Below are 25,682 nucleotides of genomic sequence, written 5' to 3' on the forward strand. Positions count from 1 at the left end.
TTTTCGCTCCCCGCGCAGGCCCAAGCTTTTCGCTCCTCGCGGTGCGGGAGCGCCCGACTTTTCGCTCCCCGCGGCACCTGGACCACAATCGGAACCGTGAGCAACCTGGAGGGGCAGCCGGCCGAGGTCGAGCTGCCGGTCGACACCGATGCCGCGCCGTGTGCCGAGCTGCTCGAGGGGCGCGACGTGCCGCTCGGGCGGTACACCGTCGTGCGCCGCAGCCTGCCGAACAAGTCGCGGCGGACCGTCGGGGCGTGGTGCTTCCTCGACCACTTCGGGCCCGAGGACGTCACCGGGACGCCGGGCATGCGGGTGCCGCCGCATCCGCACATCGGGCTGCAGACCGTGAGCTGGCTGATGAGCGGCGAGGTGCGCCACCGCGACAGCCTCGGCTCCGACCAGGTCATCGTCCCGGGGCAGCTCAACATCATGACGTCCGGGCGCGGCATCGCGCACTCCGAGAACTCGCCGGCCGCCCGGCCGCCGATCCTGCACGGCCTGCAGCTGTGGGTCGCCCTGCCGGAGGGCGCGCGGCACCGCGCCCCGGCGTTCCAGCACATCGCGGACCTGCCCGAGCTCGCCGACGGCGGCACCCGGATCATCGTCGCGGTCGGGGAGCTCGAGGGCGCGCGGTCGCCCGCCGAGGTGCACACCGAGCTGCTCGGGGCCGACGTCCGGCTGGCCGGGGGCGCCGAGATCGCGGTGCGGGCCGACTTCGAGCACGCGGTCGTCGTCACCGAGGGGGTCGCCCGGGTCGAGGGGGTGCAGGTGGCGCCCGGCTCACTGCTCTACCTCGGGGCCCGCCGCGACCGCCTCCGGTTCGAGGCCGAGGACGGCGCGCGGCTGTTCCTGCTCGGCGGGGTGCCGTTCGAGGAGGAGCTCGTGATGTGGTGGAACTTTGTGGGGCGCTCGCACGAGGAGATCGTCGAGGCCCGCGAGGACTGGACGCGCGGCGCGGACCGCTTCGGCGTCGTGCCCGGGGGCGAGGAACCGCTCCCCGCCCCCGGGTTGCCCACGACGCGGTTGATGCCGCGGCCACGGTACCGAAGCTAAAGCAGTTTCCACAGATGGTCGGCGGTGCCGTTGTCGGTGAACTGCACCACCTGGGCGCTGTTCGCCGTCGACATGCCGGAGACGCCGAGCACCTTCAGGCTGTGCTGGACCTGGATGCGCACCCAGCCGTCGCCGTTGTCCACGAGCCGCCACAGGTGGTCCGCGCTGCCGTTGTCCTCGTACTGCTGGACCGGCGCACCGTCGGCCGTCGACATGTTCTGCACGGCCAGGAGCTTCCCGCTGTTCTGGTTCTGGATTTTGTACCACCCTGAGCCCGCGTCGATCAGGCGCCAGTTGTGGTCCGCCGTCCCGTTGTCGTCGAACTGCACGACATTGGCGCTGTTCGCCGTCGACATACCCGCGACACCCAGCACCTTGAGGCTGTTCTTGTTCTGGATGCGCTTCCAGGCAATGGGTGCCGTGGTGCCCTCGACGCGCATTTCCAGCATGCCGCCCGAGAAGCCGGCCTTGAGTTGGACGACCACGCGCAGGGCCGACGTGGTGACCGAGTTGAAGGTGACCCGGTTGAAGGTGTTCAGCGCGGTACCGTACGCCGAGGCCCCGCTCACCGCCGTCCACTGGCCGGAGGCGTTGAGGTACTGCACCTGCCACGACTGCGGCACGCGGCACTGCCCGGCGCCGGTGTCGTCGAACCAGTACACGGAGACCGCGCCGGTGTTGATCGGCGTCGCGTAGGACAGCTGCGCCCACTCGCTCGTGCCGAGGTGGTCCCACCAGGTCAGCCGCGGGATGGACTGGTCGCCGGAGCTGCTGGGGACCTTGCCGTCGTTGATCGCACCGACGCTGTCGCCGCCCCAGCACCACGACGCCGAGGCCGTCGCCGGGATCGACCACTCGATCGCCTCCGCGCCGTCGCTGATGCGCGGGAACGCCGTGATGCGCACGCGCTGTGCGCCCATCGGCAGCAGGGTCACGGTCTCGTTGGGCTGGGTCGAGCGGGCCGGGCTCTGCTGCAGCGTGCGGATGATCCCCTCGGCGTCGGCCTGCCAGTTGGGGATCTTGCGCCCGGTGGTGGTCAGCGAGATCGGGGCGCCGTCGCGGGTGAACGGGTTCGCGGCCAGCGGGCCGGGCTTGCGGGTGACGGTGACCGCGGGGTTGTTCGGGTCCAGCAGGAGCCCGTAGTTCCAGGCGGCGTCCGTGTAGACCTCGCTGGTCGGCCACGCGTCCGTGCCGCCGATGCGCGACCAGCGCTCCGGGATCGACAGCGAGAAGGTCAGCGGGCCGTTGTCGACACTGATCGCGTTGCCGTTCTTCGCCCAGGTCCGCACCGTCGTGCGCATCGGCAGCGTGACGGTGACCTTGTCGCCGTTGTTGAAGGTCTGGTCGAGGATGACGAACGAGCCCGGCTGCAGCGCGCCGGTGACCAGGGTGCCGTTGACCCGGACCTGGGCACCCGTGGACCAGCCCGGAATCCGCAGGTACAGCGGGAAGCTCACGGCCCCGGGCGTGCCCAGCGTGAACGTGATCGTGTCGCTGAACGGGTAGTCGGTGTCCTCGGTGATCGTGACGGTGGTCCCGTTCGCGCCGACCTTGGCGGTCACCTGCGAGGCGCCGTACATCGCGGCGCACAGGCCGTTGTCCCACGTGCCGAACCACAGCTCCTGGGCGTAGTACGGCCAGCCCATGCCGTAGTTGTGCGGGCAGCAGCGGTAGTTGTGGATGCCGAGCATGTACGCCAGCATCGGGAAGCCGTTCTGGAACTGCCCCTGCGTCAGCGTGCGGTCCGTGAGCGCGATGCTGTTCGCGCAGCTGATGTAGTGGACGCCCTTCTGGGCGGGGTCGAGCGCGGCCGGCAGCGAGTTGAACGCGAGGTCCTCGCAGCGGTCCAGCCACACGGAGTCGCCGGTCATCCGGGCGAGCATCTGGTGGCTGTGCATGAACTCGACGATGCCGCAGGTCTCGAAGCCCTGGCGGGGGTCGGTGTAGCCGGTGCGGCAGTTCTCGTCGCCGGCGAAGCCGCCGCCGGGGAAGTTGCCGTAGAGCCCCATCACCGTGTTGTAGTCGTTGTACGTGGCCTGCTGGAACTTCGGGTCGGTGTCGAGCAGCCCGTACTGCGCCGGCTCCCGGAAGCCCTGCGCCAGGTTGACGTTGTGCCAGTTCGGGATGCCGTTGGTGTAGTCGGCCGAGCCCGCGTGGATCTTGCGCACGAGGTCGAGCAGCCAGCTCTCGCCGATGCGGTTGTAGAGCCAGTAGATGCTGTCGATGTTGTCGCCCCAGCGCAGGGCGGCCCAGCTGCGGTTGAACACGGCGGCCGGCTGGGCGTTCTGGAACTGGAAGTACTTGCGCATGAACGGCACCACGCGGGTGTCGCCGCTGTACTCCGCGAACGAGCGCAGCGCGTCCAGCAGCGGCATGTGCGGCCAGAAGTCCGGGCCGCCCTCGAGGCTCGTGCGCAGGCTGTTGGGCCCGAAGAAGCCGTCGGAGGCCTGGTTGGCGATGATGCCGTCGATCCACTGGCGGGCAAGGGCCAGGATGCGCGTGTTGCCGGTGACGTACCCGAGGTCGCCGAAGCCGCGCAGCCAGTACGGCAGTTCCTCCCAGGCACCCTTGGTCTTGTCGACCCAGCCGCAGTTGGCGTACACCAGGTAGTCGGAGACCTCGGTCATCCGCCCGCACAGGCCGTCGGCCTCGATGTTGAGCTGGTTGCGAATCCACCCGCGCGGCTGCACGGCCCCCGGCGGCAGCTTCAGGAACGGGGTGGCCTTGAGCGGGGCGAGGTTCGGCGAGTACTGCCCGGTGCGCGCCCCGGCCACGACGGTCTTGCTGGTGCGCACGGCGGCGTTCGCGACCCCGGCGACGGCGGTGCTGAGCGCGATCGCGCCGCCGGTGACGACGGCCCCTCGCGCGACGAAGGTCCTACGGTCCACGATCGGACTCCTTTGCTCCTGGCGGGGAACATCGATGCCCGATTATGCAGAGAAACGGTCGTTCATGAAAGAACTCGTTCGCTTTTGTTTACTTCTCCAGTGATGGTTGTGCACTCTCCGACGGCGCCCGGTCACGCTCTCGTTCGCCTTCGGCTTCTGGCCCACCCTGTTCTGCGTCGCGCTGTTCTGCATCGCGCCGTTCTGGGCCGCGCCGTGCTGCGTCGCGCCGTGCTGCGTCGCGCGGTTCTTGATCGCTCGGTTCTTGATCGCTCGGTTCTTGATCGCTATCTTCGCCGGCTGCCTGATACCACCGCAGTCCACCGGCGACCGCGAGCCCCGCGCCCACCGCCAGCGCCACGACGACGCCCCATCTGCCCCACGTCGGCCCGGCGAGCGTCCCATACCGGAACACCGCCGAGTCGCCCACGCCCACCATGACGGCCAGACACGCCCCGGCGATCGCCACCACGATGTCCACACGTTTGAACAGCGACAGCACCCCGGCCGCCACCACGCCGACGGCCGCCACGAGCGGCCACAGCCGGGCCAGCACCTGCGCCCCGACCCCATCGGCCGGCGAGGCGGCGAGCACGGCGGACTGCACGATCCAGACGGAGGCGACGACCCCGCCCCCGACAGCGGCGACGGCCAGGAGGGTCCGCAGCCGCCACAACAGCCCGACGACCACGGCCCCGAGCACGCCCCCGGCCCACCACCACCCGGTCCGCGGCGCCGGAACCGCCGCGACGCTGCCGCGCACGATCCCCGGCTCCCGCCCGTCGACCAGCAGCGGCACACTCCACGCGCGAGCCGGCAACTCCCGCGCCCGCTCGTCATGCCACCGTACCCGCGGCTGGTTCGCCACGAGATGCCACTCCGGCGCGGCGGTCGCGCTCCCCCCGGCGGCGCTCCCACTGATCGACCGGCTGGCGAACCAGGTGGGCGACTGCCGGTTCTCCTCCACGCCGCGACCACTGACGCGCAGGAACGGCTCGCCTTGCAGCCCGAGCACGACGACTTCCCGTCCCGACCGGTTCACGAGTTCGAGCCGAGCCCCACCTTCAACCGCGCGAACCTGAACCCCGGCAACGGAGACGGACGCGACGCGCACGACGTAGCCGACGGCGACGGGCGCATCGGCCCCGTGCGCGGCGGCCGGCCCGCTGTAGAGCACAACGCCGACGATCCCGGCGCAGACCGCAGCAACAAGCCGCCAGACGACGGCGCTGAGGTGCAGACCGCCACGAACGGCCGCCGCGCCCCGCCTCATCGCCCGCACCTCTTTCCCACAGTCATCGCCCTCACACAGGTCGTCTCGGCGGTTGCCGGCCATCCCGCCCAGCGCGGGCACTTCGGATCGCGGCGCACGCAGGTCATCTATGCGGACGTCAGTCGCCCCGCTCCGCGCGGGCACCTCCGGTCGCGGCGCACGCAGGTCGCCTCGGCGGTCGTCGGCCATCCAGCTCAGCGCAGGCGACTCGTTTTGCGGCGCCAGCGCCTCAGTTCGCGATGCGCGCAGGTCGCCTCGGCGGACGTTCGCCATCCAGCTCAGCACAGGCGACTCGTTTTGCGGCGCAAGCGCCTCAGTTCGCGATGCGCGCAGGTCGCCTCGGCGGACGTTCGCCATCCGGCCCGGCGCAGACAACTCGGATCGCGGCATACGCAGGTCGCCTCGGCGGGCATCGGCCATCCAACGCGGCGCGGGCACCTCAGTTCGCGGCACCCGCAGGTCGCCTCGGCGGTCGTCGGCCATCCAGCTCGACGCGGGCACTTCGCATCGCAGCGCGGGCACCCCGGATCGCAGCGCGGGCACCCCGGATCGCAGCGCGGGCACCCCGGATCGCGACGCGGGCGCCCTGGTTCGCAGCGCGGGCACGTCGGATCGCAGCGCGGGCGCCCCGGATCGCGACGCGGGCGCCCTGGTTCGCAGCGCGGGCACGTCGGATCGCAGCGCGGGCACCCCGGATCGCAGCGCGGGCACCCCGGTTCGCGGCGCGGGCACCCCGGTTCGCGGCGCGTGTAGGTGATCTCGGTGGGCGTCGGTCATCCGGCTCGGGCGGCCGCGATGGCGTTGACCAGGTCGGCGCGAGCCCGGGCGACCCGAGAGCGGATGGTCCCGACCGGGACGTCCTCGATCTCGGCGGCCTCCGCGTATGACAAGCCGAGCACCTGCGTCAGCACGAACGCGACCCGGCGCTCCGCAGGCAGGGCCGCGACCAGCGAGTTCGTGGCGTGCAGGCCCGCGTGGTCGGTCTCGGCCAGCGACGCCGGCTCGGCCACGACCCGGGCCTCGAGGCGCCGCGCGCGAACGGCCGCCCGCACCTGGTCGGCGCACGCCCGCCGGGCGATGGAGAGCACCCACGTGCGCGCCGAGGAGCGGCCCGCGAACTCCGGCAGCGCCCGGAAGGCCCGCAGGTAGGTGTCCTGGGTCACGTCGTCGGCCTGCGCCACGCCCACCAGCGCCGCGACGAACCGCCAGACCTCCGCCTGCGTGGCCCGCACGAAGACGGCCGCGGCCCGCTCGTCGCCCGACCGCGCGGCCAGGAGCGCCTCGGTCGCCGGGTCCACCTCGCCGTTGGCCTCAGCAGTCACGCAGCGAGCCTAGCGCCCCACTCTGGCAGTCCCCCCTCCGCCTCACCAGGGTGTTGCCGAGCCCACCGAGCCGAGATCGAGCACCGGCCGGCGAAAACACCACGGCCACTCGGGTGGGCCCCGCTCTCGGAGATCGACGCCGGTCCGGGAACGGCTCGCTGGTAGAGAAGCGGAACAGGGCGAGGGTCGCGATCGACCGGCCCGTGCGCCGTCCGAGCGAGGTAAGAAGGCCGACGAAGACAATAGAGCCGGGGCAGCGGATTGAGCCTGGGCGGCGTCGGGCGCCGGGGTCGCGGGCAACTGGGAATCGAGTGCGACCGGCTCAGGCGCCGCCGACGTCACGGGCGCAGGCGCCGCCGCGGGCACCGTCACGGGCACGGGCACGGGCGCGGGCACCGTCACGGGCGCGGGCGCCGCCGCCGTCACGGGCGTAGGCGCCGCCGCGGGCACGGGCACGGGCACCGTCACGGGCGCGGGCGCAGGCGCCGCCGCGGGCACCGTCACGGGCACGGGCACGGGCACGGGCGCGGGCGCCGCCGCCGTCACGGGCGTAGGCGCCGCCGCGGGCACGGGCACCGTCACGGGCGCGGGCGCAGGCGCCGCCGCCGTCACGGGCGCGGGCGCGGGCACGGGCGCGGGCGCGGGCGCGGGCGAATTGAGTGTCGGGCGCGGCGGTGGCGGGGCCCAGGCGGTGCGTGGTCGGCGGGCGGCCCGAGCGTCCCGTTGGGCCCAGTGCGCCTCCAGTTCGGCGGTGCGCGCCTCACGGTCAATCCGAGCCAGGCGCTCGGCGTGCCGCTCCTCGAGCCCCCGCCGCCTCGCCTCGGCGAAGGAGGTCCGGATCGCGGCGCGACGGGCGCGGCGGAGCCGGTGCTCGGCCAGCATCGTCTGCAGCCGGTCGCGCCATTCCAACGGGTCCTCTGCGGTCAGCGCGTGCCCCATGCCGACAATTTAGAACAGGGGTACGACAAAAAATCCGGGCAGTGAACACGCGCCGCGAGAAAGGCAGGGAGGCGAACAGCAGCACGGCCAAGCGAACCAAGGAAGGACCCGGCACAAGGACCGTCGCCGCCGCGCCGGCCACGAGCGGCACGGCCGTCGCAGCCGGGGACGGACGCGGGCAAGGGAGCCGAGAGCAGACGCGCGGCCTCAGGGGCGCTGCCGGCGCCGCACGAAGAGTGTCGTCGCCGCGGCCGCCGCGACCAAGCCGGCCAGCGTGAACCACAGCGGCGCCAAGCTCCCGCCGCCGCCCCGCGAGGGAGCCGCCGCCGTGGACGAGCCCGTCGCCGGGATCAGGCACGCGACCTCCGTCGGCGTGGCCGAGGCCGTTGCCGCGGCTACGGGGATGACCGCCTGGCAGTGGCCGTTCACGGGAGCGCCGAGGTCGATCGCCACGCGCCAGGAGCCGGGGGTCAGCGTGCCGCCGTACGTCTGGGTGCCGCGCTCGTCGCCGGTCTGGCGCAGTACCGACGGCGCCACCGAGGCCGAAGCGCCGTCCGAGGCCGTCAGCGTCACGGTCGTCGGCTCGTTGATCGGGTGGCCGTCCTGCCACTGGGCGGTGATCCACACGGAGCCGAGGCCGTCGGCGTGGATCGTCACCGAGGCGCCGCCGTGGGCCCGGGCCGGCGTCGCCACCAGCAGCAGGAGCACGACGGCCGCGAGGAACGTCCCGATGCGCGCCGCCACCCGACGAACCCTACGGCAAGGTCCGGAGCGCGGACGGGCGGCTACGGCATGGCGGGAATCGACTCCGGGCGGTCGTCGCGGACGTAGACGATCATGTCTCCGGTCTGGATCGCCGTGCCCTCGGGATCGGCCAGCGACAGCACCTTGCCCCGGCGGAACAGCGCGATCACCAGCTCCGTGACCTCGCGGGGCGAGGAGCCGACCTCGTCGCGCCGGGCCGAGCGCATCGCGAGGGCCATCCCCTGCCCGGGCGTGAGCAGGTCCTCGACGACCTCGATGAGCGGCGGCGCGGTCGTGGACAGGCCCAGCAGCCGGCCGGCGGTCGCGGAGGAGACGATGACGTGGTGGGCGCCGGACTGGCGCAGCAGCGGGGCGTTCTCGGCCTCGCGGGCCGCGGCGATGATCGACACCTTGCCCGCGGTGAGCTGGCGGACGGTGAGCGTGACCAGCACCGACGCGTCGTCGCTGTCGGTCGCGATGATGACCGCCTTGGCCTCCTGCACGCGCGCCTCGACGAGGATGCCGGAGCGGGTGGCCGAGCCCTCGATCGCGACGAGCCCGTCGGCCGTGGCCTGCCGCAGCGCGCCGCGGTCGCTCTCGACGACCACCACGCTGGTCTTGTCGAAGCCGTTCTCCAGCAGGGTGCTGACGGCGGCCCGGCCCTTGGTGCCGTAGCCGCACACGATGACGTGGTTCTTCACGCGCTTCCTCCACCGCTGCAACCTGAGGTTGGTGCGGTACTGGTCGGTCAGGACTTCGAGGGTGGTGCCGACCAGAATGATCAGGAACAGCACGCGGGCCGGCGTGATGACGAGGATGTTGACGAGCCGGGCGGACTCGGACACCGGTGTGATGTCGCCGTAGCCCGTCGTCGAGAGCGTCACGACGGCGTAGTAGAAGCAGTCCAGCAGCGACAGGCCGTCGCCGTTGACGTCCCGGTATCCATCACGGTCGATGAAGATGACCAGGACGATCGCGCAGACCAGGCCGACGGCGAGGCCGAGACGGGCACTGATCGCTCGCAACGGGCCGCGACGTACGGCTGGAAGGTGGATCACGAAATCCACCATAAGGGTCGGGTGTGACAGTTCCGCTCGTGGGTAGTCGGGCCGGCTCCGGCGACGGGAGGCGCGATCATGGGCGAGCACGGTCCACGGGTGGGCGTTCTGGGCTCCTACGGCGGGTACAACCTCGGCGACGAGGCGATTCTGGCCAGCCTGCTGTCCGACCTGCGGGCCCGGCGCCCGGACGCGAGGGTCCTCGTGTTCTCGCGGGACCCGGACCACACCGCCGCCGAGCACCCGGGCATCGCCGTCGCCCCGTGGGAGGGCGTCGGGCGCGACCGGACCGCCGAGGCCCTGGCCCGCCTCGACCTGCTCGTCCTGGGCGGGGGCGGCATCCTGTACGACACCGAGGCCCGCCGCTACCTGCGGGTCGTGCGCACCGCCCAGGAGCGGCGGGTGCCCGTGTTCACCTACGCCATCGGCGCCGGCCCGCTCACCGAGGACCTCGACTGCACCATGGCGCGTGAGGTGCTCGGCGCGGCGACGGAGCTCACGGTGCGTGACGAGGAGTCGAAGGTCGCGCTGGAGGAGGCGGGCGTGACCGCGCCGGTCACCGTGACCGCGGACCCGGCCCTGCTGCTGCAGCCGGAGGAGTTCGACGCCGCCACGCTGGACGGCACGCTCCCGCCGGGGCGGCGCGTGGTCGGCATGAGCGTGCGCGAGCCGGGCCGGGCGGCGCAGCACCTCGACGCGGACGAGTACCACCAGCTCCTCGCCCATGTCGGAGACTTCATCGTGCACCGGCTCGACGCGGCACTACTCTTCGTGCCTATGGAGCGCTCGGACATCCGGCACTCGCACGCCGTACTGTCGCGCATGACCGCCGCCGAGCACTGCCGCGTGCTCAACGGGCAATATCGGCCCGGCCAGATCCTCGACCTGATGCGTCATCTGGACCTCGCGGTCGGCATGCGACTGCACTTCCTCATCTTCGCGGCGCTGGCCGGTGTGCCGCTGCTGGCCCTGCCGTACGCCGGCAAGGTCTTCGACTTCGCGCAACGCATCGGCGCGCCCGTTCCCCGGGGGGTCGTGCGGGAGGCGGCCGGCCCGCTCATCGCCCAGGTCGACCGGCTGTGGGACGAGCGGCCGCAGCGGCAGGACGAGGTCTCGGCGCGGGTCGCCGGGCTGCGCCAGCGCGCGACGGAGACCGGCCGGCGGCTGGGTGCGCAGCTGGACCGCCTGGTGCCCGTCGCCGGACGGGAGGCGGTGAGCGCGTGACCGCGCTCGAACGGCCGCGCGGGCTGCCCAAGGTGCAGCTCCCGCCGCGCTCGGCGACGCACGGCGGCCGCACGGAGGTGCTGGTCGTGGGCGGCGGGCCGGCCGGGATCGGGGCGGCGACGGGCGCGGCCGCGGCCGGGGCCGACGTCGTGCTCGTGGAGCGCTACGGGTTCCTCGGCGGCAACGCGACGGCCGCGCTGGTCATGCCCCTCATGAGCTTCCACAACGAGATGAAGCAGGCCGTGGGCGGCGACGACAACCGGCTGCTGCCGACCGACCACGGCGAGGGTGAGCCGGTCGTGGCGGGGGTCCTGTGGACGCTGCTCGATCGCCTGGTCCGGGCCCGCGGCGCCATCCCACCGGACCCGAGCACCGGCTACACCGTGCCCTTCGATCCGGAGCTGTTCAAGCTCGTCACCTACGACATGCTGACCGGCTGCGGTGTCCGGCTCCTGCTGCACTCCTTCGCCTCGGACATGATGGCGCTGCCCGACGGCGGTTCCCGGGTCGTGTTCGAGACGAAGTCGGGCCCGGTCGTGCTCGACGCCGATGTGGTCGTCGACTGTACGGGCGACGGCGACCTCGCCGCGGCGTCCGGCGCCCCCTACGAGATCGGCCGCCCCGAGGACGGCCTGACCCAGCCGATGACGCTGATGTTCCGCGTCGGCAACTTCGACCGCGCGGCGTTCCTCGACTACGTCCACGAGCATCCCGACCAGTGGCGGGGAGTCCACGGGCTCTGGGACCTGATCCGCCAGGCGCGCGAGGCCGGCGAGCTCGACCTGCACCGCGAGGACGTGCTGTTCTTCGCCACCCCGCACCCCGACGAGGTCTCCGTCAACTCGACGCGGATCGGCGGCCTGGGCATCAGCGTGTGGGACCTGACCCGCGCCGAGCTGGAGACGCACCGGCAGCTGGCCCAGATCGCGCGGTTCCTGCACGACCGGGTGCCGGGGTTCCAGGAGTCGTACGTCCTGCAGAGCGGCGTGCACGTCGGCGTTCGCGAGACGCGCCGGGTGCTCGGCGACTACCAGCTCACCGGCGAGGACGTGCTGAGCGCGCGCTCGTTCGACGACGTGATCGCGCGCGGCGCCTACCCGGTGGACATCCACAACCCGAACGGCCCCGGCACGATCCTGCGCCGCGTGCCGCAGGGGCGCTCGTACGACATCCCGCTGCGCTCCCTGCTCCCCCGCGACACCGACGGCCTGCTCGTGGCGGGCCGCTGCATCTCGGGCGACCATGTGGCGCACAGCTCGTACCGCATCATGCCGATCTCGATGGCGACCGGGCAGGCCGCCGGGGTGTGCGCGGCGCTGGCGGCCCACATCGGCAAGCCCCCGCGGGAGATCCCGGCCGCCCAGGTCCAGCGCGTCCTGCGAGCCCAGGGGGCGAGCCTTCCCGCCTGACCCGTTCGTGGTGCAGGCTGGTCCTCGTGCTGGTACATCCGTGGGACGCGCCGATCGACGGCTCCGAGTGGCGGCAGTGGCTGGGCGGGCACGACTTCGGGCAGCTCATCGCGCCCGGGCGGGGCCGCGACCTGCCGGTGGTGGTGCCGACGCACTTCTCGTTCGACGGCGGCGAGCGCGTCTGGCTGCACCTCGCGCGGCCCAATCCGGTGTGGGCGGCGCTGCGGGAGCATCCGCGGGCGCTGCTGGCGGTCGTCGGCGACTACGTGTACGTGCCGTCGGACTGGAACGCGAGGCCGGGCACCGATCCGCGGGACGGGGTGCCGACGTCGTACTACGCGGCCGTGCAGCTCTCGTGCGACGTGCGCGTCATCGACGATCCCGCCGAGAAGGCGGCCCTGCTGCGCCGCCAGCTCGCGCAGTTCCAGCCCGCGACCGAGCGCGCGCCGGTGCTGCCGTCGGACCGCAACCTGCCCGGCATCCGGGGCATCGAGCTGACGATCACGGCGGTGGCGGGCAAGTTCAAGTACGGCGGCAACCGCACGCCCGAGCATCGCCAGGAACTTGCCGCGCACCTGGCCGCGCGCAACGGGCCGATGGACGCCGGGGCCCGCGAGCACCTGCTGCGCCGGACGACGACCTGACCGAACCGCCCGTTTTCGGCACCCAGGGCGGGGTTGTCGGCCGAAACGAGGCTGTGCGCGAGCGCGCTATGCGTCAGGATCGATGGATGGCGTCCACGGTTTCCGAACGTACCGCTGCGCACCGGCCGGTTTCGACCGACCGGCGGGATCTCATCGTCGCGCTCGCCTCGGTCTGGCTGGCCGGCGGCTTGTTCATGGACGGGTGGGCGCACTCGCACGTCCCGTCGCTCGAGACGTTCTTCACGCCGTGGCACGGGGTGCTCTACAGCGGCTACGCGGCGCTCGCGATCAGTCTGGTGCCCGCCCGGCTGTGGCGCGGGCGCCCGGAGGGGGCGGTGCGGACCTGGGTGCCGGCCGGATACGGGCTCGGGCTGCTCGGGGCGATCCTCTTCGCCGCCGGCGGGGTCTTCGACATGCTCTGGCACATCACGTTCGGGATCGAGGTCAATCTCGAGGCGCTGCTCAGTCCGCCGCACCTGCTGCTGCTCACCGCCGGGTCGCTGATGATCGCGACGCCCGTGCGCGCCGCCGCCGCCAAGCGCGACCGGCGCGACGGCCCCGCGAGCCCCGTGGGCGCGGCCGAGGTGCCGGTGCTCATCAGCGCCACGAGCGCGACCGCGGTCGCGGCGTTCTTCCTCGACTATCTCTCGCCGTTCACCGACGCCCCGGCGGCCAGCAGCGGATACGGCAACGGGCAGGCGCTCGGGATGGCGCAGTACCTGACGTACTCGGTGCTGGTCGTCGCCGCGGTGCTGTTCGTCTGGAGCCGGCTCGGGCGGGTGCCGTTCGGGCTCGTCACGTTCGTGGTCGCGGCCGCCTCGGTGCCCAACGGGGTGTTCTCCGACTTCGAGAATCTCTCCGCGCAGCTCTGGCCGCTGCTCGGGGCCGTCCTGGCCGATCTCGTGGTCCAAAGGGTCCAGGGAGGCGTAGCCCGGCGGGCCGGCACCGTGCCGCTCGCGATCGGGGTGGTCGTGCCGCTGCTCGTCTGGCCCACGCACCTGCTCGGGGTGCGGCTCTCGCTCGGGGTCGCGTGGTCGCTGGAGCTGTGGAGCGGCGTCGTCGTGCTGACGGTGCTCGCGGGGGCGGTGCTCGGCGGGCTGTTCCTGCCATTCACCACCCGCGATCCGGAAACCGGCCGCTGACGCCGGCGCCGGGTGATCCGGCGGGGTGGGCGCAGGAGTGCGCGAACAGTAAAGTCGCTCGGGTGCGGGACCTGTTGCCGGAGTGGGTGGCCGTCGAGGTCGCGGGGGAAGCCGACTACACGGCGGAGCTGCTGCCCGACGAGGCCGCCGGGCTGAGCGCCCGGGCCGTGGAGAGCCGGCGGCGGGAGTTCACCGCCGGGCGCAGCTGCGCGCGGCGGGCGCTGTCGCGGCTCGGGGTGCACGCCAAGCCGCTCGTGCCGTCCGCGAACCGGGCGCCGATCTGGCCCGACGGGACGACCGGAAGCATCACGCACACCGCCGGCTACTGCGCCGCGGCCGTCGCCCGGCGCGAGGACGTCCGGGCCGTCGGGATCGATGCCGAGCGGCGCACGATCCTGCCGCAGAACATCCGGTCCGCGATCTGCCGGCCCGAGGAGCTGGCCTGGTGTGCGGCTCGCGGCGACGAGGACTGGTGGCCGGCGGTGCACTTCTCGGCCAAGGAGGTCGTCTACAAGCTGTGGTCGCCGATCGTCGGGACCTGGCTGGACTTCCTCGACGCCCGGCTGACGATCGACGTGGAGACCGGCTCGTTCGAGGCGCAGATCCTCCCGGAGCGGCTGCGGCGCTCGCCCGGCGCGCCCACCGTGTTCCGCGGCCGGTTCCACGCCGCGCCCGACCTGGTGCGCAGCGCGGGGATCGTGGCCGCGTGAGCACCCTGGAGCGGGCGATCACCGAGGAAGGGCCGCGTCCGCTGCCGGAGGCGGCCGCCGCGCTGCTACGGCAGGTCGGCGCGCCGGCCCGGCTCGGCGCCCATCTGCGGGCCGTGCACGACGTCGCCGTAGAGATCGTCGACTGGGTCGGCGGCGAGGTGGAGGTGGACCGGGCGGCGGTCCTCTTCGGCGCGGCCACCCACGACATCGGCAAGGTCCGCTTCCCCGGCGAGCTGTCCGGGTCCGGTGCACAGCACGAGCCGGCCGGGCAGCAGCTGCTCGTCGAGCCGCGCCTGGCCCGGTTCGCGGCGCTGCACGGGAATTGGCGGCGCGACGCGGCCACGCTCGAGGAGCTGCTCGTCACGCTCGCCGACAAGGTTTGGAAGGGGCAGCGCCAGGCCGGGCTCGAGGAGCGGGTCGCGCGGGTCGTCGCCGAGGCCAGGGGCGAGCCGGTCTGGGCCGTGTTCATGCGCCTCGACGACGAGCTCACCCGCATCGCGGCCGGCGCCGAGGGCCGCCTGGCCTTCCAGTCGAGATTCCCCACGGCCTAGAACGTCTGTTCTAACCATGCCGCCACCGTACCGCAGGGGTACGGCAAATCCGCCTAGGCGCGCGGCATGTACCGCACGATCGGCTGCGTCGAGCGCACCAGCTCCCGCATGGCCGTCAGGTCCGGGTCGACCACCCCGAGCGCCCGCGCCTGCACCAGGATGTTGCCCAGCGCGCCGGCCTCGACCGGCCCGGCGAGGACCGGCAGACCGCAGGCGTCCGCGGTGAGCTGGCACAACAGCGTGTTCAGCGCGCCCCCGCCCACCATGTGCACGACGTCCACGCTCACCCCGGCGAGCCGCCGCGCGTCGTCGATCGCCCGCCGGTAGGCCAGCGCGAGGGAGTCCAGGATGCAGCGCGTCATCTCCGCGGGCGTGGACGGCACCGGCTGCTGGGCCGCCCGGCACGCCGCGGCGATGCGCGCCGGCATGTCGCCCGGCGCGAGGAACGCGGGATCGGTGGCGTCCACGACGCTGCGCCCGCCCGGTGCCGCCGCCGCGCCCTCCAGCAGCCCGGCGAGGGGCAGCGACCACTCCCGCATGCATTCCTGGAGCAGCCAGAGGCCCATGACGTTGCGCAGGTACCGCACCGTCCCGTCGACCCCGATCTCGTTCGTGAAGCCGGCCTCGTAGGAGTCGCGGGTCAGCACCGGCGCGGGCAGCTCCACGCCGACGAGCGACCAGGTGCCGCAGGAGATGTACGCGAAGTTCCCCGCACCGGGCACCCCGGCCACCGCCGACGCCGTGTCGTGCGACGCGACGACGGTGACCGGGGTGCCCGGCGACACCCCGATCGAGGTCTTGATCGTGCCCGCGGGAGTCCCGGGCGCGCGCAGGGGCGGGAACAGCGCCGCGTCGACCCCCGCCAGCGCCAGCAGGCCCGGCGACCATCCACTGCCGCCGCCGGCCGCGAGCAGCCCGGTCGTCGAGGCGTTCGTGAGCTCGGTGCCCGCGACGCCCGTCAGGCGGTACGACAGCAGATCCGGCATGAGCAGGAGCGTCCGCGCCGCCTCGAGCTGCTCGCTGCCCCGGGCCGCGGCCAGCTGGAAGATCGTGTTGAACGGCAGCGTGGCGATGCCGGAGGCCCGGTAGAGCTCGTAGCCGTCGAACCGGTCGGCGACCCCGTCCGTCCGCGCGTCGCGGTAGTGGACGGGGTGGCCGAGCAGGGCACCGCGCTCGTCGAGCAGGCCGTAGTCGACGGCCCACGAGTCGATGCCGACCGAGTCCAGCGGGCCGGCCGCCGCCAGCCCCTCCAGCACCCCCCGGTACAACGCCTCGAAGTCCCAGCTCAGCACGCCGCCGACCCGGATCGGGTCGTTGGCGAACCGGGCCACCTCGGCGAAGGTGAGCGACGAGGACGAGACGTCCCCGACGATCACCCGGCCGTTCGAGGCCCCCAGATCGACCGCCGCGATCCTCATCGCAGGAACGCCGCCGCCACGCCCGCGTCCACCGGGATGTGCAGGCCGGTGGTGTGCGACAGCTCGCCGCCGGTCAGCACGAAGACCGCGTTGGCCACGTGCTCGGGCAGGACCTCCCGCTTGAGGATCGTGCGCTGTGCGTAGAAGGCGCCCAGCTCCGACTCGGGCACGCCGTAGACCGCGGCCCGCTGCGCGCCCCATCCGGAGGCGAAGATGCCGGAGCCCCGGACCACGCCGTCGGGATTGACGCCGTTGACGCGGATGCCGTGCTCCCCCAGCTCCGCCGCCAGCAGCCGCACCTGGTGCGCCTGGTCGGCCTTCGTCGCCCCGTAGGCCACGTTGTTCGGCCCCGCGAAGACCGCGTTCTTGCTGGCGATGTAGACGATGTCGCCGCCGAGCCCCTGCCGGACCATGGCCCGGGCCGCCTCCCGCGCGACGAGGAACGAGCCGCGCGCCATCACGTCGTGCTGCCGGTCCCAGTCGGCCGTGGTGGTCTCCAGCAGCGGCTTGGACACCGAGAGCCCCGCGTTGTTCACGACGAGGTCGACGCCGCCGAACGCGAGCACGGCCGCGTCGAGCGCCGCGCGGACGGCGTCCTCGTCGGTGACGTCGACCGTCACCGGCAGCGCCACGTCGGCCCCGCCGATCTCGCCCGCCACGGCCGCCGCGGCGGCGGCGTCGCGGTCGGCCACGACGACGCACGCGCCCTCGGCCGCCAGGCGCAGGGCGATGGCCCGCCCAATGCCGGAGCCGCCGCCGGTGACCAGCGCGATCCGGGTCGCGAGCGGCTTGGGCTTCGGCATGCGCCGGAGCTTGGCCTCCTCGAGGGCCCAGTACTCGATCCGGAACTTCTCCGCCTCGTCGATCGGCGCATAGGCCGACACGGACTCGGCCCCGCGCATCACGTTGATCGCGTTGACGTAGAACTCGCCCGCGACCCGCGCCGTCTGCTTGTCGGCGCCGAAGGAGAACATGCCCACGCCCGGCACGAGCACGATCGCCGGGTCCGCGCCACGCATGGCCGGCGAGTCCGGGGTCGCGTTGCGCTCGTAGTAGGCGGCGTAGTCGGCCCGGTACGCCGCGTGCAGCTCGCGGATGCGCTCCTCGCTGCCGCCGCCCGGCTCCAGGACCATCGGACGCACCTTGGTCCGCAGGAAGTGATCGGGGCACGAGGTCCCGAGCGCCGCGAGCCGGGGCATCCGCGCCGATCCCACGAAGTCCAGCACCACGTCGTCGTCCCGGAAATGGCCGACCTGCCGCCGGTCGGTCGACACGAGCCCGCGCAGCAGCGGCATGAGCCCGGCCGCGACAGCACGGCGCTCGTCCGGGTCCAGTGCGGGGTGCACGGACGCGCCGAACGGCGCCGGCCGGCCCCGCGCGGCGAGGAACGCGGTGGCGGTCGCGATGATGTCCAGCGAGTTCCGCTCGCACTCCTCGGAGGTGGAGCCCCATGCCGTGATCCCGTGACCGCCGAGGATCACCCCGATCGCCTGCGGGTTGGCGCGGTGCACGGCGGCGATGTCGAGACCGAGCTGGAACCCGGGCCGGCGCCACGGCACCCACAGCACGCGGTCGCCGAAGCACTCCTTGGTCAGCGCCGGGCCATCGAGCGCCGTCGCCAGGGCGATCCCGGCGTCGGGGTGCAGGTGGTCGACGTGCGGGGCCTCGACCAGGCCGTGCATCGCGGTGTCGATCGACGGGGCCGCGCCGCCGCGGCCGTGCAGGCAGTAGTCGAACGCGGCGACCATCTCGTCCTCGCGCTCGACGCCCGGGTAGACGTCCACGAGCGAACGGAGGCGGTCCAGGCGCAACACCGCGAGCCCGGACGAGGTCAGCGTGCCCAGGTCGCCGCCCGAGCCCTTGACCCACAACAGTTCGACGGGGCCGCCGGTCACCGGGTCCGTGTCAGACCCCTTGGCCGACGTGTTGCCACCGGCGTAGTTGGTGTTGCGCGGGTCGGCGCCCAGGCGGTTCGACCGTGCGATCAGGTCGTCGGCACTCACGCGCCCCACCCGGCCTGGTTGCCGCCCACACGCTCCGCCACGATCTTCTCCAGGTAGCCGGAGCGCTTGTACGCCCCGATCGGGTCGGGGTCGAGCCCCATGTCCTCGCGCACCGAGCGCAGCAGCGGCCGCACGTCGCAGTTGTACGCGTCCATCAGCACCTCGTTCGCGCCGAGCACGTCACCGGCGTCCTGCGCCGCCTTCAGCGCCGCGTGGTCGACGAGCAGCGCCTTCGCCGTCGCCTCCTGCACGTTGAGCACCGAGCGGATGACCGCCTGGATCTTCGGCTCGATGTTGTGGCACTGGTCGAGCATGAAGGCGACGCCCTTGTACGCGCCCTGGTCGCTCAGCGCGTCGGCGAGCACGATCTCGTGCATGATGCGGAACAGCTGGAACGGGTCCGCCGCCCCGACCATGAGGTCGTCGTCGGCGTAGAAGCGGGAGTTGAAGTCGAAGCCGCCGAGCTTGCCGGCCCGCAGCAGCATCGCCACGATGAACTCGATGTTCGTGCCGGGCGCGTGGTGGCCGGTGTCGATGACGACCTGGGCGCGCTCGCCGAGGGCCGCGCAGTGCAGGTAGGCGGTGCCCCAGTCCGGCACGTCGGTCATGTAGAACGCCGGCTCGAACAGCTTGTACTCCAGCAGCATCCGCTGGTGCTCCCCGAGCCGCGCGTAGGTCTGCGCGAGCGCCTCGGCGAGCCGGTCCTGCCGGGTGCGCACGTCGTCCTGCCCCGGGTAGTTGGTGCCGTCGGAGAACCACAGCTTCAGGTCCCGCGACCCGGTGCGGTCCATCACGTCGACGCACTCCAGCAGGTGCCCGATCGCCTTGCGCCGGACGCCGGCGTCGGGGTTGGTGACGCTGCCGAGCTTGTAGTCGTTGTCCTGGAACACGTTGGCGTTGATGGTGCCGACCCGCACACCGAGGTCGGACGCGTGCCGGGCCAGGTCCGCGTAGTCGTCGACGAGGTCCCACGGGATGTGCAGCGCGACGCTCGGCGCGACGCCGGTGAAGCGCTGGACCTGGGCGGCGTCGGCGAGCTTCTCGTAGGGGTCGCGGGGCACGCCCTCCTGCGCGAACACCTTGAAGCGGGTGCCCGAGTTGCCGTACGCCCAGGACGCCGTCTCGATCCGCTGATCGCGCAGCCGCGCCGCGACACGCGCCCGCGTCTCCGGGGCGAGATCGGTCATTGCAATGCTCCAAGCTGGTGCTCCAGGTTGAACACCTCGTCGAGGACGACCAAGCGCCGCCCGTGGATGAAGAACTGCGCCATCTGCGCCTCCCAGCGCGCGGACACCTCGGTGGCGTCCATGGCGGCCTGCGCGGCGGCCAGGTCGTCGGCGAGCAACGTGCCGACGAGCAGTCCGTCGTCGCGCAGGAAGAGCTGGTACTCGTGCCAGCCGGCACCGCGCAGCGCGACGAGCATCTCCGGCCAGACGTGGGCGTGCCGGCGCCGGTACTCCTCCAGCAATTCGGGTTTCACCTGCAGCGTGAAGCAGTACCGGCGCACGACGACCCCTTAGAAGTTGAACTGGTCGATGTTGTCGGCCTTGAAGGTGTACGGGTCGCCGAGCAGGACGACGCCGTCCTTGCCGACGGTGAACTCGCCGAGCTTGCCGGCGGTGAACTTGTCGCCCTCCTTGCCCTTGATCAGGCCGGAGGCGAGCGCGGCGCCGGCGTAGGCGGCCAGGTAGCCGAGGTCGGCCGGGTTCCACAGGGCGAAGGCCTTGACGGTGCCGTCCTTGACGTACGCCTTCATCTGGTTCGGCGTGCCGAGCCCGGTCAGCTGGACCTTGCCCTTGTACGACGAGCCGCTCAGGTAGCGGCCGGCGGCGGCGATGCCCACGGTGGTCGGCGAGATGATGCCCTTGAGGTTGGGGTGCTTGGCCAGCAGGCCCTGGGCCTCCTGGAACGACTTCTGGTCGTCGTCGTCGCCGTAGACGGTGTCGACGAGCTTGAGCTTGCTGTACTCCGGCTTCGCCAGCTCGGTCTTCATCTGCTCGATCCAGGCGTTCTGGTTGGTCGCGTTCGCCGTGGCCGAGAGGATCGCGATCTCGCCGCCGTCGGCGCCGATCGCGTCCGAGATGAGCTTGACCTGGATCTTCGCGATGCCCTCGGTGCTGGCCTGGTTGATGAACAGGTCGCGGCACTCGGGCTTGGTGTCGGAGTCGTAGGTGACGACCTTGGCGCCGTTCTGCCGCGCGTCCTTGAGCGCCCCGCAGATGGCGTCCTTGTCGTTGGCCGACACGGCGATCACGTTCGCGCCCTGCTGCGACAGCGTGTTGATGTAGCTGACCTGGGCCGACGGGCTCGCCTCGGACGGGCCGGTCTCGCTGTAGGTGCCCTTGAACTCCTCGACGGCGACCTTGCCGCCCTTGTTGTCGGAGGTGTCGAAGTACGGGTTGTTGACCTGCTTGGGCAGGAACGCGACCTTCAGCCCGCTCTTGATGGTGCCGGAGCCGCCGGCGCCCCCGCTGCTGTCGGCGGACGTCGAGGAGCCGGAGTCTTCGGCGCAGGCCGACATGCTGAACGCGAGGGCGGTCGCGACCACGGCCGCGATGAGCTTGCCTCGTCTCATGTGAATCCTTTCAACTGGCGGGCGGGACTTCCCTGGGGGTGTTCGGCGAACGTTCAGGCGGGCCGGCGACGGCGCAGACGTTCCCGCGCCATGGCGACGGCGTTCGGTCCGACGACCGAGGCGATGAGCAGCGACCCGGTGACGATGGTGAGCGTGTTCTCGGGCACGGAGGCCAGCTGCAGCGCGTTGCGCAGCACGCAGATGAGCACGACGGCGCCGAGGACGCCGAGCAGGCCGCCGCGCCCGCCGAAGATGGACACGCCGCCGAGGAGCACGGCCGCGACGACGGCGAGCTCCAGGCCGTTGGCGTTGTCCGCGCGGGCGCTGGCGAAGCGGAAGGTCCAGAAGACTCCGGCCAGGGCCGACATGGTGCTCGTGGTGACGAACAGCCAGAACTTGGTGCGGCCGACGGCGACCCCGGCGAAGCGGGCGGCCTCTGCGCTGTTGCCCATCGCGTAGAGGCCGCGGCCGATCGGCGTGGCGTGCAGCACCACGGCGAAGAGCACGGCGAGGACCGCCACGACGATGATGAACCAGGGGATGGTCAGGCCGGGGATCGCCTTCGTCGAGCCGCTGGTCCACGAATCGGGGTAGTCGGAGATCGCCCGGTCGCCGAGCACGACGTAGGCGAGCCCCCGGTACAGGGCCAGCGTTGCGATCGTGACCGCGAGCGAGGGCAGCCCGAAGACCGTGACGAACAGGCCGTTGACCGCCCCCAGCACGGCGCCGAGGACCAGGCTCAGCACCACGAGCACGGGCAGCGAGGTCACCCCGTGGGCCCACAGGTCGCCCATCACGGCGCAGGTCAGGCCCATGACGCTGGCGACGGACAGGTCGATCTCGCCGGTGATGACGACGAGCGTCAGCGGCAGGGCCACGATCGCGATCGGGATGACCTCGAGCGTCACGAACCGCCAGAAGCGCGGGCTCGCCACGCCCTCGATCGTGCTCGCGCCGATGGCGACGACCAGCACGAGGGCGAGCAGGACGATCAGGTCCCAGGAGCCCAGCCTGCGGATGACATTCACTGGTGTACCCCTCGCTGCAGGCTCTTGGTGACGCGCACCGACAGCGCCCGGTCCAGCCCGATCGCGGCCAGGATCAGCGCGCCGACGGCGGCCTTCTGCCAGAACGGGGTGACGCCGAGCACCGGCAGGGCGCTGCCGATGGTGGTGAGCAGCATGGCGCCCAGGGCCGCGCCGTAGACGGATCCGCTGCCGCCGAAGATCGCGACCCCGCCGACGACGACCGCGGCCACGACGTTGAGCTCCTGGCCGAGCCCGGCGTTGGCGTCGAGGGTGCCGAAGCGGGCCACGTACAGGGTTCCGGCGAGCCCGGCGAGCGCGCCGCAGGTGACGAACGCGAAGAACACCCGCCGGCCGACCGCGATGCCGGACAGCCGGGCCGCGGCGGGATCGGAGCCGATGGCGTAGAGCTCGCGGCCGCTGCGGTACGAGCGCAGGCAGAAACCGGCGGCGAGCACGACGACGAGGGCGAAGAGCGTCAGCAGCGGTACCCCCAGGATCGTGCGCGTCCCCATGCGCAGGAACGCGACCGGGAGGTCCGCGGCGTTGATCTGCTTGCCGGTTGCCCACCGGTAGTCGATGCCGCGGAAGACGTACAGCGTGCCGAGCGTGACCACGAGCGCCGGCACCCGGGCGGCGGCGATGAGGGCGCCGTTGACCGCGCCGCACACCGCGCCGAGCGCCGCGCCCGCCACCAGCACCACCGGGATCGGCAGGCCGGGGTGGTGCAGCAAGAGCGTGCCGGTCAGGAACGCCGACAGGCCGAGGACCGAGCCGACCGACAGGTCGACGTTGCGCGTGATGACGACGATCGCCTGCCCGGTGGCCAGGATCGCCAGGATCGTGGCGCCGAGCAGCAGGTCCTTGACGCTCTGGTGGGACAGGAAGCGCGGGTTGGTGATCGCCGTGACGCCGATGAGCAGCACGAGCGCGACGAGGATGCCGAGCTCCCGCACGACGAAGACGCGGTGGGTGAGCCGGGTGGCCCGGGCGGTGCGCGGCGGGGCCGGGGTGTCGACGACGGTCATCGCTCCCCCTGCCCGGTGGCGGCCAGCATCACGGACTCCTCGTCGGCTCGGGTGCGGGGGATGTCGGCGGCGAGCCGCCCTTCGTGCATCACGAGGACCCGGTCGGCCATGCCCAGCACCTCGGGCAGTTCGCTGGAGACCATGAGGACCGCGACGCCCTCGCCGGCCAGCCGGGTCAGCAGCCGGTGGACCTCGGCCTTGGTGCCGACGTCGATACCGCGGGTGGGCTCGTCGACGATGAGCACGCGCGGCCGGGTGGCCAGCCACTTGGCCAGCACCACCTTCTGCTGGTTGCCGCCGGAGAGCGTGGAGACCGGGTCGCCGAGCCGGCCCGCCTTCACGTGCAGGCGCCCGGCCCAGTCCTGGGCGGAGCGCCGCTCGGCCCCGCCGAGGAGCAGCCCGAGCCGGGACAGCGACCAGCGCCGCGGCAGGGTGGCGTTGCGCTCGACGGACAGCTCCATCACCAGGCCCTGCTGGCGGCGGTCCTCGGGCACGAGCGCGAGGCCGGCCCCGATCGCGGCGGACGCGCTCCCCGCGCGCAAGCGCCGGCCGTCGACCAGCACCTCGCCCGAGTCGTAGCGGTCGACGCCGAACACGGCCCGGATGACCTCGGAGCGCCCGGCCCCGACGAGCCCGGCCAGGGCGACGATCTCGCCGCTGTGGACGGTGAAGCTGACGTCGTGGAAGGCGCCCTGCCGGTTGAGGCCGCGCACCTCCAGCCGCGCCTCCCCGATCGCCGCCTCCTCCTTGGGGAACAGCTCGCCGACCTCGCGGCCGACCATGCGGCGCACGACGTCGGCGACGGTGAGCTCGTCGGCCGGGTCGGTGGAGACCCACTGCCCGTCGCGCATGACGGTGATGCGCTGGCACAGCGCGAACACCTCGTCGAAGCGGTGCGAGATGAACAGGACCGCGGCCCCGGCGTCGCGCAGCGAGCGGGCCACGGCGAAGAGCCGCTCGACCTCGACGCCGGACAGCGCCGCGGTCGGCTCGTCCATGACCAGCACCCGGGCGTCGAAGGAGAGCGCCTTGGCGATCTCGACCAGCTGCTGGTCGGCGATCGACAGGCCGCGGGCCGGGCGGTCGGGGTCCATCTGCACGCCGAGGCGGGTGAACAGCTCGGTCGCGCGGCGGCGCATCTCGGCGGTGTCGATGCGGCGGCCGGACTTCAGCGGCTGGCGGCCCATGAAGATGTTCTCGGCCACCGAGAGGTCCGGGAACAGCGTCGGCTCCTGGTAGATGACCGCGATGCCGGCCGCGCGGGCGGCGGCGGGGTTGGCGAGCACCAGCGGCTCGCCGTCGAGGCTCAGCGTTCCGGCGTCGGGCGCGTGCGCCCCGGCCAGGATCTTGACCAGCGTGGACTTGCCGGCGCCGTTCTCGCCGACGAGCGCGTGGGCCTCGCCGGCGCGCAGGTCCAGGCGCACGTCGCGCAGCGCCGCGACGGCACCGAAGGACTTGCTGACGCCCTCGAGTACGAGCACGCGGGCCCCCTTTCTGAGGGTCCTTGTGAAACGTTTCATAGGATGGTTAGAGTGACGGTAGAAGCCGAGCCCTGACGCCGTCAAGGGTTTCGATCGCGTTACCGATTTGATACACCGGACGCGGCGCACCGCAGCGCGCCGGATGTTGACTCGTTTCAGGAGATCGATGACCACCACAACGGGCATCAAAGAGGTCGCACGGCGGGCGGGCGTCTCCATCGGTACCGTCAGCAACGTCCTCAACCGCCCCGAGCTCGTCGCCACGACCACCCGCCAGCGCGTGCTCGACGCGATCGCCGAGCTCGGCTACGTGCGCAACGACTCGGCGCGGCAGCTGCGGGCCGGGCAGAGCCGGCAGATCGCGCTGGTGGTGCTCGACGTGACCAACCCCTTCTTCACCGACGTCGTGCGCGGCGCGGAGGCGGCCGCCGAGGACCACGGCGTGATGGTCGTGGTGTGCAACAGCGGCGAGGACGCCCACCGCGAGCAACGCCACCTCGAGCTGCTCGAGGAGCAGCGGGTGCGCGGGGTGCTCATCACGCCGGTGGACGAGGGGCCGAGCTCCCGCCTGGAGCAGCTCATCCGGCGCGGCACCCCGGTCGTGCTCGTGGACCGCGGCTCGGGCCGGCACAGCCGCTGCTCGGTCGCCGTCGACGACGTTCTCGGCGGCCGGCTCGCCGGGGAGCACCTCGTCGAGCGGGGGCACCGGCGCATCGCCTTCGTCGGCGGCCCCATGTCGATCGCCCAGGTCCAGGATCGCCGGGCCGGCATCGCCGAGGCCGTCGAGGGCCGGGCGGAGCTGGTCGTCGTCCCGACGCCGAACCTCACGGTCGCGGCCGGCCGGGCCGCCGCCACGCAGATCGCCTCCGGCCCGGACGGTGCGCGCCCGACCGCCGTGTTCTGCGCCAACGACCTGCTCGCCCTCGGGGTGCTGCAGGAGATGACCCAGCGCGGCCTGCGGGTGCCGCAGGACGTGGCGATCGTCGGCTACGACGACATCGAGTTCGCCGCGGCCGCCGCGGTGCCGTTAAGCTCGGTCCGGCAACCCCGCGAACAGCTCGGCCGCACGGCGGCCGCCCTGCTGCTCGAGGAGATCGAGGACGACGGCCGGCACCAGCACCGCCACGTGGTCTTCCAACCGGAGCTGATCGTCCGCGAGTCGAGCGGCCGCCCGCGCGGCCGTCGAAAGGGCCGGTGA

The 25,682-nt window shown here is 72.7% G+C and carries 22 protein-coding genes; 9 read left to right on the forward strand and 13 right to left on the reverse strand.

What is annotated here, in order from left to right; translation table 11 throughout:
- The first annotated feature begins 96 nt into the window (after window positions 1-96).
- Window positions 97-1,053 carry a pirin family protein gene (locus ACQP2P_RS36835; RefSeq protein ID WP_433608915.1) on the forward strand — a complete coding sequence of 319 codons (957 nt, stop codon included), beginning with the start codon at window positions 97-99 and terminating at the stop codon, window positions 1,051-1,053.
- Here ACQP2P_RS36835 and ACQP2P_RS36840 read toward each other — a convergent pair.
- The 3 genes from ACQP2P_RS36840 to ACQP2P_RS36850 form a co-directional block, all read right to left on the reverse strand.
- The gene (locus ACQP2P_RS36840; RefSeq protein WP_433608917.1) at window positions 1,050-3,941 is read right to left on the reverse strand and encodes an RICIN domain-containing protein; all 2,892 of its coding nucleotides are present in this window, start codon (window positions 3,939-3,941) and stop codon (window positions 1,050-1,052) included. The genes ACQP2P_RS36835 and ACQP2P_RS36840 overlap by 4 nt on opposite strands.
- A gap of 88 nt (window positions 3,942-4,029) precedes the next feature.
- Window positions 4,030-5,496, reverse strand: a complete 1,467-nt coding sequence (locus ACQP2P_RS36845; RefSeq protein ID WP_433608919.1) for a hypothetical protein — start codon at window positions 5,494-5,496, stop codon at window positions 4,030-4,032.
- Between the two features lie 488 nt (window positions 5,497-5,984).
- Entirely contained in the window at window positions 5,985-6,533 is a 549-nt protein-coding gene (locus ACQP2P_RS36850; RefSeq protein WP_433608921.1) for a sigma-70 family RNA polymerase sigma factor, read from the reverse strand.
- Window positions 6,534-7,265: 732 nt separating this feature from the next.
- Here ACQP2P_RS36850 and ACQP2P_RS36855 point away from each other — a divergent pair.
- Complete coding sequence (locus ACQP2P_RS36855; protein WP_433608923.1) at window positions 7,266-7,517, forward strand: hypothetical protein; 252 nt, start codon at window positions 7,266-7,268, stop codon at window positions 7,515-7,517.
- A 162-nt stretch (window positions 7,518-7,679) separates the two neighbouring features.
- On the opposite strand, the gene ACQP2P_RS36860 is transcribed toward ACQP2P_RS36855, so the two are convergent.
- A complete protein-coding gene (locus ACQP2P_RS36860) occupies window positions 7,680-8,216 on the reverse strand; it encodes a hypothetical protein (protein ID WP_433608925.1) in 537 nt (178 codons plus the stop codon).
- A gap of 41 nt (window positions 8,217-8,257) precedes the next feature.
- Window positions 8,258-9,274 (reverse strand): potassium channel family protein, encoded by a 1,017-nt coding sequence (locus ACQP2P_RS36865; protein ID WP_433608927.1) that lies wholly within the window; start codon window positions 9,272-9,274, stop codon window positions 8,258-8,260.
- Between the two features lie 78 nt (window positions 9,275-9,352).
- On the opposite strand from ACQP2P_RS36865, the gene ACQP2P_RS36870 reads away from it, so the two are divergent.
- The 6 genes from ACQP2P_RS36870 (at window position 9,353) to ACQP2P_RS36895 (ending at window position 14,954) form a co-directional block, all read left to right on the forward strand.
- A complete protein-coding gene (locus tag ACQP2P_RS36870; protein WP_433608929.1) occupies window positions 9,353-10,498 on the forward strand; it encodes a polysaccharide pyruvyl transferase family protein in 1,146 nt (381 codons plus the stop codon).
- Window positions 10,495-11,907, forward strand: coding sequence for an FAD-dependent oxidoreductase (locus ACQP2P_RS36875; RefSeq protein ID WP_433608931.1), 1,413 nt, complete (start codon window positions 10,495-10,497; stop codon window positions 11,905-11,907). Before ACQP2P_RS36870 ends, ACQP2P_RS36875 begins: the two co-directional genes overlap by 4 nt.
- A 26-nt stretch (window positions 11,908-11,933) precedes the next feature.
- On the forward strand, window positions 11,934-12,551 hold the full coding sequence (locus tag ACQP2P_RS36880) for an FMN-binding negative transcriptional regulator (protein ID WP_433608933.1): 618 nt from the start codon (window positions 11,934-11,936) through the stop codon (window positions 12,549-12,551).
- Between the two features lie 86 nt (window positions 12,552-12,637).
- Window positions 12,638-13,693 carry a hypothetical protein gene (locus tag ACQP2P_RS36885; protein WP_433608935.1) on the forward strand — a complete coding sequence of 352 codons (1,056 nt, stop codon included), beginning with the start codon at window positions 12,638-12,640 and terminating at the stop codon, window positions 13,691-13,693.
- A gap of 62 nt (window positions 13,694-13,755) precedes the next feature.
- The gene (locus ACQP2P_RS36890) at window positions 13,756-14,403 is read left to right on the forward strand and encodes a 4'-phosphopantetheinyl transferase family protein (RefSeq protein ID WP_433608937.1); all 648 of its coding nucleotides are present in this window, start codon (window positions 13,756-13,758) and stop codon (window positions 14,401-14,403) included.
- Window positions 14,400-14,954 (forward strand): HD domain-containing protein, encoded by a 555-nt coding sequence (locus tag ACQP2P_RS36895; RefSeq protein ID WP_433608939.1) that lies wholly within the window; start codon window positions 14,400-14,402, stop codon window positions 14,952-14,954. Before ACQP2P_RS36890 ends, ACQP2P_RS36895 begins: the two co-directional genes overlap by 4 nt.
- Before the next feature lie 53 nt (window positions 14,955-15,007).
- Here ACQP2P_RS36895 and ACQP2P_RS36900 read toward each other — a convergent pair whose 3' ends face one another.
- From ACQP2P_RS36900 to ACQP2P_RS36935, 8 genes are read right to left on the reverse strand one after another with little or no spacing between them, the layout of a single operon-like run.
- A complete protein-coding gene (locus ACQP2P_RS36900; RefSeq protein ID WP_433608941.1) occupies window positions 15,008-16,372 on the reverse strand; it encodes a rhamnulokinase in 1,365 nt (454 codons plus the stop codon).
- Window positions 16,369-18,375, reverse strand: a complete 2,007-nt coding sequence (locus tag ACQP2P_RS36905) for a bifunctional aldolase/short-chain dehydrogenase (RefSeq protein WP_433608943.1) — start codon at window positions 18,373-18,375, stop codon at window positions 16,369-16,371. Before ACQP2P_RS36905 ends, ACQP2P_RS36900 begins: the two co-directional genes overlap by 4 nt.
- Window positions 18,372-19,562, reverse strand: coding sequence for an L-rhamnose isomerase (rhaI, locus tag ACQP2P_RS36910; protein WP_433608945.1), 1,191 nt, complete (start codon window positions 19,560-19,562; stop codon window positions 18,372-18,374). The genes ACQP2P_RS36905 and rhaI overlap by 4 nt, the downstream gene beginning before the upstream one ends.
- Window positions 19,559-19,882, reverse strand: coding sequence for an L-rhamnose mutarotase (locus ACQP2P_RS36915; RefSeq protein ID WP_433608947.1), 324 nt, complete (start codon window positions 19,880-19,882; stop codon window positions 19,559-19,561). The genes rhaI and ACQP2P_RS36915 overlap by 4 nt, the downstream gene beginning before the upstream one ends.
- 9 nt (window positions 19,883-19,891) lie before the next feature.
- Window positions 19,892-20,950 carry a rhamnose ABC transporter substrate-binding protein gene (rhaS, locus tag ACQP2P_RS36920; RefSeq protein WP_433608949.1) on the reverse strand — a complete coding sequence of 353 codons (1,059 nt, stop codon included), beginning with the start codon at window positions 20,948-20,950 and terminating at the stop codon, window positions 19,892-19,894.
- 53 nt (window positions 20,951-21,003) lie between these two features.
- Complete coding sequence (locus ACQP2P_RS36925; protein WP_433608951.1) at window positions 21,004-21,978, reverse strand: ABC transporter permease; 975 nt, start codon at window positions 21,976-21,978, stop codon at window positions 21,004-21,006.
- Window positions 21,975-23,003 carry an ABC transporter permease gene (locus tag ACQP2P_RS36930; protein WP_433608953.1) on the reverse strand — a complete coding sequence of 343 codons (1,029 nt, stop codon included), beginning with the start codon at window positions 23,001-23,003 and terminating at the stop codon, window positions 21,975-21,977. The genes ACQP2P_RS36925 and ACQP2P_RS36930 overlap by 4 nt, the downstream gene beginning before the upstream one ends.
- Window positions 23,000-24,484, reverse strand: a complete 1,485-nt coding sequence (locus ACQP2P_RS36935) for a sugar ABC transporter ATP-binding protein (RefSeq protein ID WP_433608955.1) — start codon at window positions 24,482-24,484, stop codon at window positions 23,000-23,002. The genes ACQP2P_RS36930 and ACQP2P_RS36935 overlap by 4 nt, the downstream gene beginning before the upstream one ends.
- Before the next feature lie 166 nt (window positions 24,485-24,650).
- On the opposite strand from ACQP2P_RS36935, the gene ACQP2P_RS36940 reads away from it, so the two are divergent.
- Window positions 24,651-25,682, forward strand: coding sequence for a LacI family DNA-binding transcriptional regulator (locus ACQP2P_RS36940; RefSeq protein WP_433608957.1), 1,032 nt, complete (start codon window positions 24,651-24,653; stop codon window positions 25,680-25,682).

The sequence above is a fragment of the Dactylosporangium sp. CA-139114 genome (assembly GCF_050955725.1).
GTDB lineage: Bacteria > Actinomycetota > Actinomycetes > Mycobacteriales > Micromonosporaceae > Dactylosporangium.